We start from the raw sequence: 14,294 nt of genomic DNA on the forward strand, positions 1-14,294 counted from the left end.
GTCGTCCCGGGGCTGCTCGCCTACACGGGCGCCTGGCGCCGCTGGTCGGACTCCACGGTGCTGCACTGGCCGTTCGGCGTCGCGTGGGCCGGCACGGGCGTGGCGACGGTGGGCGCCGGCAGCCTCCTCTGGGCGCGCGCGGAGCCCGTCGCCGACGTCCTCCAGCAGGTGGGCCTGTGCATCTGCGTCGTCGGGATCGTGGCCGCCTTCTGGCTGCCCGCCGTCCTCCTGCCCGCCTGGTACCGCGCGGCGAAGTCCGACACGGGCCCCGGCCGGGGCACCGGCGGCCGCTGATCGGGCCGCCCCGGGGGCTGCGCCCGCGCCTCCCCAGGGCGTACCATCGAGGGTCAGGTCGAATCGATTCGAACCGACACGGTCAGGCCGGAGGCGCGACGTCGCCCCCCGCCGACGCCCCCAGTTCGCTCGACGGAGAGCCCTGGGCCCCCTCAGCCCGACACCTCCGACCCAGCGAAGGCAGCCGCCCGTGACCACCCTCTCCACCCGTCGCAAGACGTTCGCCTTGATCGCCCTCGCGCTCGGCGGCTTCGGGATCGGCTCGACCGAGTTCGTCGCCATGGGCCTGCTGCCGAACATCGCGCAGGACCTCCTGCCCGACCTGTACGCGCAGTCGTCCGACGCGGGCATCGCCCGCGCCGGCTGGCTCGTCAGCGCCTACGCCCTCGGCGTCGTCGTCGGTGCCCCGACCATCGCCGCGATGTCGTCGCACCTGCCCAAGAAGAAGCTGTTGATGGGGCTGCTCGCGCTGTTCGTCGTCGGCACCGTGCTGTCGGCCGTGCTGCCGTCGTTCGGCTGGGTGCTCGCCGCGCGCTTCTTCGCCGGGCTGCCCCACGGCGCCTACTTCGGCATCGCCTCCATCGTGGCCGCCACGATCATGGGGCCGGGCAACCGGGGCAAGGGCGTGGCCCTCGTGCTCAGCGGCCTGACGATCGCCAACGTCGTGGGCGTGCCGACGATCACGGCCCTCGGCCAGGCGCAGGGCTGGCGCACGGCCTACCTCGCCGTCGCCGCGATCTTCGCGCTGACCTTCGTCGCGGTGGCCTTCGCCGTGCCGCGCATGGAGGGCGACTCGTCCGCGTCGATGCGCCGTGAGCTCAGCGCGTTCCGCAAGCCGCAGGTCTGGCTCGTGATGGGCGTGGGCGCGATCGGCTTCGGCGGCTTCTTCGCCGTCTACAGCTACATCGCCAACGCGGTCACCGAGGGGGTCGGGGTCGACGAGGGCGTCGTTCCGTGGGTGCTCGTCGGCGTCGGCGTCGGCATGACGATCGGCAACGTGATCGGCGGCTGGGCCGCCGACAAGAACCTCAAGGCGGCCCTCACCGTCGGCTTCGTGGGCCTCATCGCCGCGCTCGTCGCCTATGCGCTGCTCGTCGACAGCCTCGTCGGCATCTTCGCCACGACCTTCCTGCTCGGCCTGGTCAGCTCGATGATCGGCCCGTCGGTCCAGTCGCGCCTGATGGAGGTCGCCGGCGAGAGCCAGGTGATCGGCGCCGCTCTGAACCACTCGTCGATGAACCTCGGCAACAGCGCCGGGGCCTACCTCGGCGGGGCCGTCATCGCGGCCGGGTTCGGGTTCGCCGCACCGGGCTGGGTGGGAGTCGCGCTGGCCCTGGCCGGGGTCGTCCTGACGGTCGTCAGCTTCAGCCTCCAGAAGACGGGCGACGCTCGCCAGGCGGCGCTCTGCGCCGCCGCCCGCGAGGCGGACCACAAGGAGGACACCGACACGGGCTCCGTGTTCATCGGGCAGCGCTAGCGGCGCGGGCCCTCACGACGTCGAACGGCCCGGCGCCCCTCGAGGGGAGCCGGGCCGTTCGCGGTGCTGAGGGCTAGAAGCTCGTCTGCGCCGGGGTGTCGATGAGGATGCCGTCCTGGAGGGCGCGCTTCCGCAGCGCGACCTTCGTGCCGACGTCGTAGCCCGCGACGCGGTACTTCTCGCGGATGCGCTTGAGGTAGCTCTTCGCCGTCTCTTCGCTGATGCCGAGCTGGTACGCGACGGCCTTGACGGGCTCGCCGCCGCCGTAGAGCGCCATGACGCGGCGCTCCTGGGCGCTGAGCTTGGGCACGCCGCCGATCTCGGCCGCGTTGAGGGCGAGGTCGAGCTCGGCCGAGATGTACGACTCGCCCTTCGCCGCGGCGCGGATGGCCTCGACGATCATGTCGGCGTCCTCGCTCTTGACGAGGTAGCCGAGCGCACCGGCCGCGAGGGCCTCGCGCACGACGTTGGGCTCGGAGTACGTGCTCATCAGCACGGTCTTGACGCCCGTGGTCTTGAGCGTGTTGATCTTCAGCGAGATCGGGATGTTGTCCTTCAGGTCGAGATCGAGGAGCACGACGTCGACGGGGAACTCGGGGTGCGTCAGGAGCTCGGGCCAGGAGGCCACGGCCGCCACCATCGAGATGTCGCTGGCGGCACCTCGGATCCACTCGCTCAGGGCTCCGAGCAGCATCTTGTGGTCGTCGACCAGGGCCAGACGGATGCGGTCGTCGGGGTTCGTCACGGGTGCCTTCTTTCTCAGGACGTGGTGTTCAGACTAGACGGAGGGACGGAACGGGCTGTCACGACTCGGCGGGGTTGTCGACGATGCAGTGCAGCTTGATCATGACGCTCTGCTCGTGGGTCGAGGCGGTGTACTCGCCGACCCGCTCGAGGGCGTTCCAGGTCGCGGGGGTCACGCGGTTGCGCCGGATGCCGGTCGTCGTCAGCACGACGGGCACGTCGACGCTGCGCCCGGCGAGCGACGCGATGGACTTGGTCGACGCCGTGACCGGGCCGAGGGTCAGGGTGATGGTCGTGCCGGGGGTGCGGCTCTTCGAGTCGCCGAGCAGGAGCCAGACCGCCTGGAGGAGGCCGTCGCGCTGCGGGGGAGCGAGGAGGCCCGCGAGCGACGACGGGTCGACGAGCGTGACGGACCGGCCCAGGTACTCGGACTCGGTGACCGCGTGGTGGAGCCAGGTCTCGCGCCGCCCCTCGATGAGGTGCAGGCGGAGCTCGGTCGCGAGCGAGGCGGCCTGCGACGCGACCTTCGGCGCGAGGGGGAGGGGCACGTCGCCGCCGGCGACCCCGTCGAGCAGCTTTTCGGCGGCGAGGTCGAGCCGCGCGAGCTCGTCGCTCGCCAGCATGCCGACGGCGAAGCGGGGCTGCGTGACGTTGCTCTGCACGAGCACGCGGTCGAGCTCGACCTGCACCATCCGCCGGAACCGCTGCACGATCGAGGTCGCCACGGCCGAGGGCAGGACGGCCAGGGCGATCACGGAGAGCTGCTGGGGCACGGTGTCGGACGTCAGCGGCGTGGTCACCAGCACCATGACGACGAAGGCCACGAGCAGGACGCCGCTGGCGACGACGATCTCGCGGGCCGGCCGGAGCGTCACGATCGGCAGCAGCCCGAACCCGACGGCCACGGAGGCGGTGGCGAACGCGCCGACGTCGTGGAGCGGGGCGATGGCGATGAAGTCGAGCGCCACGACGACGACGAGCACGCCGCCGATGACGGCGAAGACGGAGCCCGTCAGGCGCTCGCCCCGGATCGTGACCAGGGCCGCCGTGCCGACGAACGTCGCGATGTAGAGGAGCCACGCCACGAGGGCCGGGGCCACGGAGGGGTAGTCGGCGAGGTGGCTGAGGAAGAAGACCAGGCCGTAGACGGCCTGGAGGCCCGCGATGACCGCGGCGCCGAGGCCGAGGTAGCCGGTGCCGAGCGTGGCCCCGGCCGCGCGCGCCTGACGGAGGGAGCGCGCGCCGGTCGAGCTGATCGGCAGGCCGCGCGCCGCACGACGGCCCCGCACGACGCCGAGGGTGTTCTCGTCGATGCTCATCGCGGTGCCTCCAGGACGACGGTGGTGCCCGAGCCGGGCGAGGAGAAGAGCCGGGCGCTGCCGCCGACCTCGTGCAGGCGGCCGACCACCGACTCCTTGAAGCCGAGCCGCTCCTCCGAGATGCCCTCCAGGTCGAAGCCGACGCCGGCGTCGGTGACCATGGCCCGCACCATGTCGTCGTCGTGGATGATCGTGACGTGCGCCTCGGTGACGCCCGCGTGCCGTCGGACGTTCTCCAGGCACTCGGCGAGGGCGAGCAGGAAGGCGTCGAGCACGTGGGTCGGCAGCAGCACCTGGCCGGTGCCGTGCCAGCTGACCTCGAGGCCCATGCGGCCGAAGCGCTGCTTCACCGACTCGAGGGTCTGGCCGAGGGGCGCCTCCTCGACGGTCTCGAGCGAGTACTCGCCGGAGGCCTGCGGCTGGGGCGTGCCGCCGAGCCGGAGGTGGCGGAGCAGCCGAGCGTCCTCCGCGGCCTGCGCCTGGAGGGCCTGGGCCGTGACCCCGACGCCCGAGTGCGCCAGGAGCGTCAGGGTGGCGAGCACGGTGTCGTGCAGGAGGCGTGCCCCCTGCCGGCGCTGGGCCTCCGTCTCGCTGGCCTGGCGCTCCGCGCGGTGGGCGTTGCCGATGCTGTAGATGCGCCGGGCTGCGAGGGGCACGCTGCGCCCGAGCCAGATGCCGGCGACGAAGACCAGCGCCCAGCCGAGCACGACGGCCGCGACGGGGAAGGTGAAGAGCGAGCCCGTGGCCAGCGCGACGAGGGTGACGGCGACGACGAACGCGACCGACGCCGTGACGACCCGCAGCCGGCTCGACGACAGCACGATCGTGAACGAGGCGGTCGCGCCCCCCGCGAGCGGCACGACGGCGGTGGCGATGCCCGGGCTCGGCTCGCCGGTGGCGGGGAGGAGGGCGACGACGGTCGCCGCGATGCCCGCGGCGAGCCCCACCACGACCCACGCCCGCGCGTGGCCGCCCGAGCGACCGACGATCGCGAGGGCCACGATGAGCACGAGCACGAGGGGCACGACCGCCGCGAGGTGCAGGGGCTCGGCCACCCCGGGGTACGCGAGCGCGAGGAGGCTGACGGCCGCGCAGGCGATGCCGAGGGTGCGCGCCGTGCTGCTCAGCAGCCGGTCGCGCTCCTGGGCGAAGATGTCCATGTTGATCCCGAGTCGGACTGCTGGTGTCGTGGAGGCCTGCCGGGTGACAGCGACCTCACCATGTTTTCACACCCGGACCACCCGTGGGGGTGGTAGCGCGCGCGACGCGCCGAGGGACGAGCCCGATTCAGGTCTCGAGCAGGCGCCGCAGGTGCCCCCCGACCGCCGCGTTCTCGATGAGGAAGCCGTCGTGGCCGAACTCGCTCGAGATCACGGCCGCGTCGCCGCCGTCGAGGCCGTGGGGCAGGAGGCGCGCGATGGTCCGCTGGTCCGCCACCGGGAAGAGGCGGTCGCTGTCGATCCCGAGCACGAGCGCCCGCGCCGAGACCCGGGCCAGGGCCGCCTCGACGCCGCCCCGCCCCCGGCCCACGTCGTGCGAGTTCATCGCGCCCAGCAGCGTCACGTAGCTGCCGGCGTCGAAGCGCCGCGTGAACTTGTTGCCGTGGAAGTCGAGGTAGCTCTCGACCTGGAACCGGCCCGGCCCGCCGAGCGGGCTCACCTCGCTCTGCCAGGCACGGCCGAAGCGGGCGTTGAGCTCGTCGGGCGAACGGTAGTTGAGCAGGGCCATGCGCCGCGCGAGCGCGAGGCCGCGGTACGGGCCCTCGCCGTCGGGGGCGTCGTGGTAGTCGCCGTCGCGCCAGCCCGGGTCCATCTTGACGGCCTCGCCCTGCACCGTGTTGAGAGCGATCTGGTCGGCGCTGGCGAGCGGCGGCGCCGCGAGCACGGCGAGGCGCTCGAGGCGGTCGGGGTGGCCGACGCCCCACTCCAGGGCGTGCATGCCGCCCATCGAGCCGCCGACGACCGCGGCCCACTGCTCGACGCCCAGCGCGTCGGAGAACGCGACCTGCGCCTCCACCTGGTCCCGGATCGTCAGGTGGGGGAACCGCGACCCCCACTCGACGGCGTCGGGCGCGAACGACGACGGGCCCGTGCTGCCCTGGCAACCGCCGAGCATGTTCGGGGCGACGACGAACCAGCGGTCGGTGTCGATCGCGAGGCTGGGGCCCACGACGCCGTTCCACCACCCGGCCGTCGGGTGGCCGGTCGAGGCCGGCCCGACCACGTGGCTGTCGCCGGTGAGCGCGTGCAGCAGCAGCACGGCGTTGCCGCGGTCGGCGTCGAGCTCGCCCCAGGTCTCGTACGCGATGCGCGTCCGGGCGAGCGAGCCCCCGCTCTCGAGCGGGAGGTCGCCGAGCGTGACGAAGGAGCGGTGCCCGGGGTCGTCGCCGTCACGCCACGCGCCGGTGGCCGGCGGCTTGCCGAGCATCGCCAGGCGGTGACGCTCGGAGACGATGCTCGACGGGACGGTGTCCTCTGATGTGCTCTGCCAGTCCATGTCGTCTCCATCATGGGGGTGGTCGGCGGGCGCCGCCCGTTCGTGACGTCGGGGGCCCGGGAGGGGCTGCGGTGCGGGGACGCGCGGGAGGCGCGGTGCCCTGGCCCGGGCACCGCGCCTCCCTGCGGGGCTCAGCGGGTCAGGACGACCGCAGGGCCTCCTGCGTCGTCCGCCGCGCGGCCGCGAAGCCGGCCTCGAGGTCGGCCTTGAGGTCGTCGACCGACTCGATGCCGACGGAGAGCCGGACGAGGCCCGGCGTGACGCCGGTGGTCAGCTGCTGCTCGGGGGTCAGCTGCGAGTGCGTCGTCGACGCCGGGTGGATGACGAGGCTCCGCACGTCGCCGATGTTGGCGAGGTGGCTGAACAGCTGCAGAGAGTCGACCAGCGCACGGCCCGCGTCGACCCCGCCCTTGAGCTCGAACGAGAGGACGGCGCCGACGCCCCGGGGCGCGTACTTGTTCGCCGCCGCGTACCAGGGGCTCGTCGGCAGGCCCGCGTACCAGACGGCCGCGACGTCGTCGCGGGAGTCGAGCCACTCGGCGATCTCCTGGGCGTTCTGCACGTGGCGCTCGATGCGGAGGCTGAGCGTCTCGATGCCCTGGATGAGGGCGAAGGCGCTGTCGGCGGCGTTCGACGACCCGAGGTCGCGGAGCAGCTGCACGCGCGCCTTCACCACGTAGGCCAGCTCATCGCCCACCGCCTGCGTGTAGACGGCGCCGTGGTACGAGGGGTCGGGCTCGGTGAGGCCGGGGAAGCGCTCGGCGTGCTCGCTCCAGCGGAAGGTGCCGCCGTCGACGATGAAGCCGCCGATGACGGTGCCGTGCCCGCCGAGGAACTTCGTGGCCGAGTGCACGACGACGTCGGCGCCGTGCTCGAAGGGGCGGATCAGGTAGGGGGTGGCGATCGTGTTGTCGACGATCAGCGGCACGCCCTCGGCGTGGGCCACCTCGGCGACGAGCTCGATGTCGAGGATGTTGATCTTCGGGTTGCCGATCGTCTCGGCGAAGAAGAGCTTCGTGTTCGGGCGGACGGCCCGGCGCCACTCGTCGGCGTCGTCCTGGTCCTCGACGAAGGTGGTCTCGATGCCGAGCTTCGCGAGCGTGTACTTGAAGAGGTTGTAGGTGCCGCCGTAGATCGACGACGACGACACGATGTGGTCGCCCGCCTGGGCGATGTTGAGCACGGCGAACGTCGACGCCGCCTGGCCCGACGCCACGAGGAGGGCGCCGCTGCCGCCCTCGAGGGTCGCGATGCGCTGCTCCACCACGTCGTGGGTCGGGTTCATGATGCGCGAGTAGATGTTGCCGCTCTCGGCGAGGGCGAAGAGGTCCTGGGCGTGCTGCGAGTCGCGGAAGACGTACGAGGTCGTCTTGTAGATGGGCGTCGCCCGGGCGTTCGTGGTCGGGTCGGGTCGCGCCCCGGCGTGGATCTGCTGGGTCTCGAACTTCCAGTCGCTCTGGTCGGTCACGGTGGTCTCCTGCGTCGGTCGGTGCTGCTCGGGTCGCGGTGGGGCCACGGTACGACACGGGCCGCGCCCGCCGGGACCGCCCGGACACGGGGCGTAACGGGTGCCGGCGCGCGCCCCGACGGGCGGCGGTAGCGTCGGAGGGCGCCGTCCCGCGACCGTGGGCGGCGGGCACGGCAGAGAAGGAGACGCACATGGCGGGACGAGTGGTGGTGACCGGGGCGAGCTCGGGCATCGGGGAGGCCACGGTGCGCCTGCTGCGCGGCCGGGGCTGGGACGTGCTGGCGGTCGCCCGTCGGGAGGACCGCCTCCGCGCGCTCGCCGACGAGACGGGCGCGACCTGGTTCCGCGCCGACGTCACCAGCGACGACGACGTCGCGGCGCTCCGCGCCCACGTCGAGGCGACCGGGCCGCTGCACGCCCTCGTGAACAACGCCGGCGGGGCGTTCGGCCTCGACAGCGTCGAGGCGGGCTCGGTCGACGACTGGCAGCGCATGTTCGACGTCAACGTGCTCGGCACCAAGCGCGTCACGGCGGCGTTGCTGCCCGCGCTGCGCGACGGCGCCGAGGAGGCGGGGGTCGCCGACGTCGTGACCGTCACCTCGATCGCGGGCCACGTCGCGTACGAGGGCGGCGGCGGCTACAACGCGTCGAAGTTCGCCGAGCACGCTCTCGTGGCCGTGCTGCGGCTCGAGCTGGCGGGGGAGCCCATCCGCGTCGTGGAGATCGCGCCGGGGATGGTGCAGACGGAGGAGTTCTCGCTCGTGCGCTTCGGCGGCGACCAGGCGCGGGCCGACGCCGTCTACGCCGACGTGCCGGGGCCGCTCACGGCCGACGACGTCGCCGAGTCGATCGTGCACGCCATGGAGCTGCCGAGCCACGTCAACCTCGACCTCGTCACCGTCAAGCCGGTGGCGCAGGCCGCGCCGCACCGCGTCGCCCGAGGCGCCCTGGCCGTCCGTCGCCCCTGACGGCTCGTCCTCGCCGACCGCCTCGCCGACCGGGAGCGGTCGCTCGGACGGTCGCTCGGACGGCCCCTCGATCGGTCCGTCGGGCGCCCGGGAGCCTCGTGCGGGGGGTGAGTCGGGCGAGGAGCGGGTGAGCCGACCCGCCGCCGTCAGTCTCGAGCATCCCCCAGAACGGGGGGCACGGTGGCCCCCGTCCGCGGGACCAGCGGCCCCCTTCGGGGCCGCTGCGACCCCCGTCCGAGGGGCGTCAGGGCCGACCGTGTCCCCCTAGATGCGGACTCACGGGCGTGATGAGATGAGAAGCCCTCGGATCAGAACGGGGGACGGGGGCGACCCTCCGTCAGCGTCGGGCGGGTCGCCAGCGGCGGCAGGCGCCGGCCGGGCAGAGCGAACAGTCCGTCCCGGCGCGGTAGTGCTCGTGGGCCTCCAGGGCGTGCCCGCACACGCAGAGGGCCGCAGGCTCGGGGCGATCAGCGGTCACGGTGGTCTCTCCGGGGGGCTCGGGCGGACGCTCGGGGCGCCCGTCTGGTGTCTCGCGATCCTATTCGTGGACCGCTGAGGAGGCCCCGGGGGCTGCGACGTCGCACCTGGGAGTCGGCTGGTGGGGGGACAGTTCGGGGGACACGCAGTGTCCGCCATCGGGTACCGACCGGTATCGGGGGACGGCCGCGGAGGTGTCGGCCGCGACGCCCCGACGGCGACGGATCACCCCTCGACACGACCGGGTGGGGGTGCTTGCGCGTCGTCGCCAGGCGCGTATGTTGGTGCTCACCCGACAGCGGCGCCGATCGAACCCGAAACTCGATCGGCCCGCCCAGCCCGGCTCGACGGACCCGAAAACCCCGAGTCGCCGGCTCTCCACCGCAGGCCACCCCACCTGCCGGTTCGCTCACCCACGCAAGGACCCCCCTCGTGAACCCGGTCTCACCCCTGCCCTCGATCGCTCAGCCCCGCATCTCCGTCGTCGTCCCCGCCCGGAACGAGGCCCGCAACCTCGAGATCGTGCTCCCGATGCTGCCCAGCGTGCACGAGGTGATCCTCGTCGACGGCCACTCGGTCGACGACACCGTCGCGACGGCCGTGCGCGTCATGCCCGACATCAAGGTCGTCCACCAGACCCGCAAGGGCAAGGGCAACGCCCTGGCCTGTGGCTTCGAGGCCGCCACCGGCGACGTCATCGTGATGTTCGACGCCGACGGCTCGGCCGACCCCGCCGAGATCCCCCGCTTCGTCGAGGCGCTCGTCGCCGGCGCCGACGTGGCCAAGGGCAGCCGCTTCGTGCAGGGGGGCGGCAGCGAGGACATCACGCGCTTCCGCGCGCTCGGCAACTGGGGGCTCAACGCCCTCACGAACCTCCTGCTGGGCACCCGCTACACCGACCTCTGCTACGGCTACAACGCGTTCTGGGCCCGCATCGTCCCGAGCCTCGAGCTGCTGCCCAGCGGTCTCGCGCCCCGCGCCGACGGCCAGATGCACAACGGCGACGGCTTCGAGATCGAGACGATCCTCAACTGCCGCACCGCCGCCCTGGGCTACGACATCGTCGAGGTGCCGAGCATCGAGAAGCTCCGCATCCACGGCTCGAGCAACCTCAACGCCGTCACCGACGGGTTCCGCGTGCTCCGGGTCATCCTGGAGGAGCGTCGTCGTCGCCCGTCCGCGTCGGCCCGTCGTGCCTCGATGCGCGCCGCGGCGGCCCCGGCCCCCGAGCTCGTGTCGACGGGCACCGGCTCCGTCCGGACCGGAGCGCGCCGGGACGTCGCGTGACCGGCGCCCCGGTCACCGTCTCCGTCGTCGTCTGCGCCTACACCGAGGAGCGCTGGGACGACCTGCTCGCCAGCGTCGAGTCGGTGCGCCGTCTGCCGGAGACGACGGAGGTCGTCCTGGTGATCGACCACAGCGACGCCCTGCTCGCGCGCAGCCGTGATCGCTGGAGCGACGTCGTCGTCGTGCCGAACCGCTTCCGCCAGGGGCTGTCCGGCGCCCGCAACACGGGCGTCGCCGCGGCCCGCGGCGAGGTCGTCGCCTTCCTCGACGACGACGCCGCGGCCGACCCCCGCTGGCTCGAGCACCTCCTCGCGCCGTTCTCGGAGCCCGACGTCGTCGGCGTCGGCGGCCACGCGACCCCGCGGTGGCCCGACGACGCCCGCGCCTTCTACCCGCCGGAGGCCCTGTGGGTCGTCGGCTGCAGCCACCGCGGCCTGCCGACGACGACCGCCGACGTGCGCAACGTGATCGGCTGCTCGATGGCCTTCCGCCGCGCCTCCGTCGTCGCCGTCGGCGGATTCAACCTCGACACCGGTCGGGTCGGCACCGTGCCCCTCGGCTGCGAGGAGACGGAGCTCTGCATCCGCATCCGGCAGGCCGACCCCTCGGCCCGCATCGTGCTCGAGCCGCGCGCCGACGTCCGCCACCACGTGACGCTGCCGCGCGTGACCTGGGTCTACGCCCGTCGTCGCGGCTGGAGCGAGGGCCTCTCCAAGGCCGCCCTCAGCCGTCAGGTCGGCGCCGGCGACGCGCTCTCGAGCGAGTCCGACTACCTGCGCCGCGTCGTGCCCGCCGCTCTCGTCCGCGAGCTCGGGCAGACGGGTCGAGGAGGCGCGGGCCGCGCGGGCGTGCTGCTCACGGTGGTCGTCGCCACCGTCCTCGGCTACGCCGCCGGCACGCTCCGCCGCGCCCGTCTCGCGCCCCACGACCCCGCGGTCGGCCGCGCGCTCCTCGAGGAGGCGACCGCCGCCTCCCCGGGCGGACCCGCCGTCGCCGAGGTCGCCTCGTGACCGCCCTCTCGCTCACGCGCCCCATGGCGAGCACCGCGGTGCCGACCTGGTCGGGCGCCCTGTGGGTGGGCGCGGTCGACGTGGCCGACCTCGCGCGGCCCGACGTCGACGACCTGCGGCTCGTCGACGCGGAGGGCCACCCCGCCGCGCGCCTGCTGGTGCGCGACGGGCGCGAGGTGCTCGGCGTCGTCGAGGTGCCGGTCGTCCACGACCACGTCTCGATCGACCTCGTTCGCTCGGAGGCCGCCGACCTCGCGGCGACGCCCCGCCCCGTGGCCCTGCCCGCCGGCGGGCTCCCGACCGTGACGGTGGTCGTCTGCACGCGTGACCGCGCCGAGCAGCTGCGCGGCTGCCTCACGTCGGTGCTCGCCCTCGACCACCCGGCCTTCGACGTCGTCGTGGTCGACAACGCCCCCTCGACCTCCGCGACCCGCGACCTCGTGGCCGACGAGTTCGACGACCCGCGCGTGCGGTACGTGGTCGAGCCGGTGGCCGGCCTCTCCGGCGCCCGCAACGCCGGCCTCCGCGCCGCGACCGGCGAGGTCGTCGCCTTCACCGACGACGACGTCGTGGTCGACGCCGGGTGGCTGCTCGGCCTCTGCGACGGCTTCGCCCGGGCCGACGACGTGGCCTGCGTGACGGGCCTCGTGGCGAGCGGGGAGCTCCGCACCCCCGTGCAGCGCTCCTTCGACGACCGCGTCTCGTGGTCGCGGAACGTCTCGCCGCGCGTCTTCCGCCTCGACGAGCAGCCCGCCGACCTGCCGACCTTCCCCTTCTCGGTCGGTGCGTTCGGCACCGGGGCCGACTTCGCCCTCCGCCGCGACGTCGCGCTCGCGCTCGGCGGCTTCGACACGGCGTTCGGCGTCGGCACCCGCACCGCCGGGGGAGAGGACCTCGACGTCTTCACGCGCGTGCTCTTCGCCGGGCACGCCCTCGCCGTGCAGCCCTCGGCCCTCGTCTGGCACCGGCACCGCGCCGACCTGGCCGCGCTCCGCGTCCAGGCGGCGGGCTACGGCACCGGCCTGGGCGCCTGGCTCGCCGGCGTGGCGCTCGACGGGCGCACGCGGCGTGCCGCGCTCCGCCGCGCGCCGCACGCGGTCGCGGCCCTCCTCGCCAAGGGGAGGGCGGGCACCGCCTCCGCCACGACCTCCCGTGTGAGCACGGCCCCGGCCGACGCCGAGCTGGAGCGTGAGCTCCGTCGCACCGCCCGCGTCGAGCTCGCCGGGGTCGCCCGCGGGCCGCTGCTCTACCTGCGGCAGCGCTGGGACGGCGCGTCGACGATGCGCCCGGTGCGGGCCCCCGTGGCCGCCGCGACGCCGACGCCCGGGGCGGCCGCGACACCGGTCGCGGCCCCGACGCCGGTGCCGACGCACGCGCCGCTGCCGACCGTCGCGGGGGCAGCTTCGTGACCGCCATGACCGTGCCCGCGCTCCGCGCCGCGACCCCCGCCGAGGGCGGTCGCCGCACCCTGCCCATCTCCGCCGTCGACCGCCTCGCCGCGGGCGCGCACGTGCTCGGCGTGATGGGACCGCTCGTGCTGCCCCCGCGGGCGGCCCTCGTCGCCGCCCTGCACCGCGTCGTCTCCCTCGGGCCCGGTGCGCGCCTCGGGCTCGTGGCGGCCGACCGCCGCGACTGGGCCTGGACCCCCGAGACCCAGCGTGAGCTCTGCGAGCGGATGGTGAGCGAGATCCCGCCGCTCGGCGACGACCTCGCGCCCGACGAGGTGCTCGAGCACCTCGTCGGCATGATCGACGACGCCCTGCCTCTGCAGGTGATCGTCTCGGGCGAGCGGCTGCTGATGATCTACGACCACCAGGTCGTCGACGCACGCTTCACCTCGCGGCTGCCCGCCGCCCTCCTCGACCTCGCCGCCGGCGGCGAGATGCCGGCCTGGCTCAGCGCTGAGGGCGTCCGCCACCCGCTGTGGCGCGCCGTCGCCGCCACGTACCTGCGCCACCCGGCCCGGGTGCCGGCGCTGCTGCGCGCCCGGCGCGTGCAGGTGCCCACGGTGCCGACCGGGGTCGTGCAGGAGCGCGAGCAGGTCGCGTGGGCTCCCTCCACCGCCGTGGCCTGGGGCCGGGGCGACCGACGGACCTTCACCGAGCTGCGGCGCTGGCTCCGGGCACAGCCGCACCCCGTGGCCTTCTCCAGCGCGGTGATCGTCGCGCTGCGCGCCGCGTTCGTCCGGGAGGGCGTGCGGCTCGCCGCCGAGAGCGAGCTCGTCTGGGACGTCCGCCAGTACCTGCCGGCCGGCGTCGACACCACCGGCAACTTCGTGACGGGCGTGCCCGTCACCGGGGTGGACGACCTCCTCGCCGTCGACGAGAGCATCCACGAGACCGTCACGTCGGGCCGGCCCCTCGCGGCCCTCGTCGCCGGTGCCGTCAAGGAGGCCGTCCGCCCGGGCGACCGCAGGGTGCCCGCCACGGCGCCGGCCCACGCGCGCGGCCACCTCGTCGTCAGCAACCTCGGCGTCGCCCGGACGATGCAGGGCCTGCCCTGGGTCCGCGACGGCCGCGCGGCGGAGCTCGGCTACACCGTGCACCCCGTGCCGGCCGAGAACCTCTCCGTGCAGATCGCCGTCATCGACGGCGCCCTCCAGGTGGCGGTCGCCTACAACGACAACGTGTTCGACCGCGGGGTCGTCGACCGGGCCCTGGCGCGGTTCGTCGCCGACCCGCTCTCGCTGATCGACGGCGCGCCGGGCTCCTGACGGGGGCGACCAGGCCGGGGAGGCGCGGGTGGCGCTCGACG

Annotated in this window: 12 protein-coding genes; 7 read left to right on the forward strand and 5 right to left on the reverse strand. The window is 74.2% G+C overall.

Translation table 11 applies throughout. The features are described 5' to 3' along the window. Positions 1-57: 57 nt before the first annotated feature. Entirely contained in the window at positions 58-294 is a 237-nt protein-coding gene (locus tag F1C15_RS15140; RefSeq protein ID WP_185232179.1) for a hypothetical protein, read from the forward strand. A gap of 190 nt (positions 295-484) precedes the next feature. After that, positions 485-1,771, forward strand: coding sequence for an MFS transporter (locus F1C15_RS15145; RefSeq protein ID WP_185232181.1), 1,287 nt, complete (start codon positions 485-487; stop codon positions 1,769-1,771). 73 nt (positions 1,772-1,844) lie between these two features. Here F1C15_RS15145 and F1C15_RS15150 read toward each other — a convergent pair whose 3' ends face one another. The 5 genes from F1C15_RS15150 to F1C15_RS15170 all read right to left on the reverse strand — a co-directional run bounded on the left by F1C15_RS15150 (position 1,845) and on the right by F1C15_RS15170 (position 7,798). Next, entirely contained in the window at positions 1,845-2,465 is a 621-nt protein-coding gene (locus F1C15_RS15150) for a response regulator transcription factor (RefSeq protein WP_197981183.1), read from the reverse strand. A 109-nt stretch (positions 2,466-2,574) separates the two neighbouring features. Then, a complete protein-coding gene (locus F1C15_RS15155) occupies positions 2,575-3,834 on the reverse strand; it encodes a hypothetical protein (RefSeq protein ID WP_056053792.1) in 1,260 nt (419 codons plus the stop codon). Then, on the reverse strand, positions 3,831-4,994 hold the full coding sequence (locus F1C15_RS15160; RefSeq protein ID WP_056053795.1) for a sensor histidine kinase: 1,164 nt from the start codon (positions 4,992-4,994) through the stop codon (positions 3,831-3,833). The genes F1C15_RS15155 and F1C15_RS15160 overlap by 4 nt, the downstream gene beginning before the upstream one ends. Before the next feature lie 127 nt (positions 4,995-5,121). Then, complete coding sequence (locus tag F1C15_RS15165; RefSeq protein WP_185232183.1) at positions 5,122-6,330, reverse strand: homoserine O-acetyltransferase; 1,209 nt, start codon at positions 6,328-6,330, stop codon at positions 5,122-5,124. A gap of 139 nt (positions 6,331-6,469) precedes the next feature. Continuing rightward, positions 6,470-7,798 (reverse strand): bifunctional o-acetylhomoserine/o-acetylserine sulfhydrylase, encoded by a 1,329-nt coding sequence (locus tag F1C15_RS15170; RefSeq protein ID WP_185232185.1) that lies wholly within the window; start codon positions 7,796-7,798, stop codon positions 6,470-6,472. 191 nt (positions 7,799-7,989) lie between these two features. On the opposite strand from F1C15_RS15170, the gene F1C15_RS15175 reads away from it, so the two are divergent. From F1C15_RS15175 to F1C15_RS15195, 5 genes are all read left to right on the forward strand, one after another. Next, the gene (locus tag F1C15_RS15175) at positions 7,990-8,766 is read left to right on the forward strand and encodes an SDR family oxidoreductase (RefSeq protein WP_185232187.1); all 777 of its coding nucleotides are present in this window, start codon (positions 7,990-7,992) and stop codon (positions 8,764-8,766) included. Between the two features lie 909 nt (positions 8,767-9,675). Then, positions 9,676-10,530 (forward strand): glycosyltransferase family 2 protein, encoded by an 855-nt coding sequence (locus F1C15_RS15180; RefSeq protein ID WP_219731554.1) that lies wholly within the window; start codon positions 9,676-9,678, stop codon positions 10,528-10,530. Next, positions 10,527-11,540 (forward strand): glycosyltransferase family 2 protein, encoded by a 1,014-nt coding sequence (locus F1C15_RS15185; RefSeq protein WP_185232189.1) that lies wholly within the window; start codon positions 10,527-10,529, stop codon positions 11,538-11,540. Before F1C15_RS15180 ends, F1C15_RS15185 begins: the two co-directional genes overlap by 4 nt. Further along, positions 11,537-12,949: a glycosyltransferase gene (locus F1C15_RS15190; protein ID WP_219731555.1), complete on the forward strand. Its 1,413-nt coding sequence runs from the start codon at positions 11,537-11,539 to the stop codon at positions 12,947-12,949. Before F1C15_RS15185 ends, F1C15_RS15190 begins: the two co-directional genes overlap by 4 nt. Continuing rightward, positions 12,946-14,253, forward strand: coding sequence for a hypothetical protein (locus F1C15_RS15195; RefSeq protein ID WP_056053810.1), 1,308 nt, complete (start codon positions 12,946-12,948; stop codon positions 14,251-14,253). Before F1C15_RS15190 ends, F1C15_RS15195 begins: the two co-directional genes overlap by 4 nt. Positions 14,254-14,294 lie beyond the last annotated feature (41 nt).

The sequence above is a fragment of the Frigoribacterium sp. NBH87 genome, assembly GCF_014217665.1.
Classification (GTDB): domain Bacteria; phylum Actinomycetota; class Actinomycetes; order Actinomycetales; family Microbacteriaceae; genus Frigoribacterium; species Frigoribacterium endophyticum.

What these genes read in the sequence shown, in the direction of transcription:
- F1C15_RS15160 (WP_056053795.1), bottom strand. Translation starts at nt 4,994, where the DNA reads ATGGACATCTTCGCCCAGGAGCGCGACCGGCTGCTGAGCAGCACGGCG.
- F1C15_RS15175 (WP_185232187.1), top strand. Translation starts at nt 7,990, where the DNA reads ATGGCGGGACGAGTGGTGGTGACCGGGGCGAGCTCGGGCATCGGGGAG.
- F1C15_RS15155 (WP_056053792.1), bottom strand. Translation starts at nt 3,834, where the DNA reads ATGAGCATCGACGAGAACACCCTCGGCGTCGTGCGGGGCCGTCGTGCG.
- F1C15_RS15150 (WP_197981183.1), bottom strand. Translation starts at nt 2,465, where the DNA reads ATGCTGCTCGGAGCCCTGAGCGAGTGGATCCGAGGTGCCGCCAGCGAC.
- F1C15_RS15165 (WP_185232183.1), bottom strand. Translation starts at nt 6,330, where the DNA reads ATGGACTGGCAGAGCACATCAGAGGACACCGTCCCGTCGAGCATCGTC.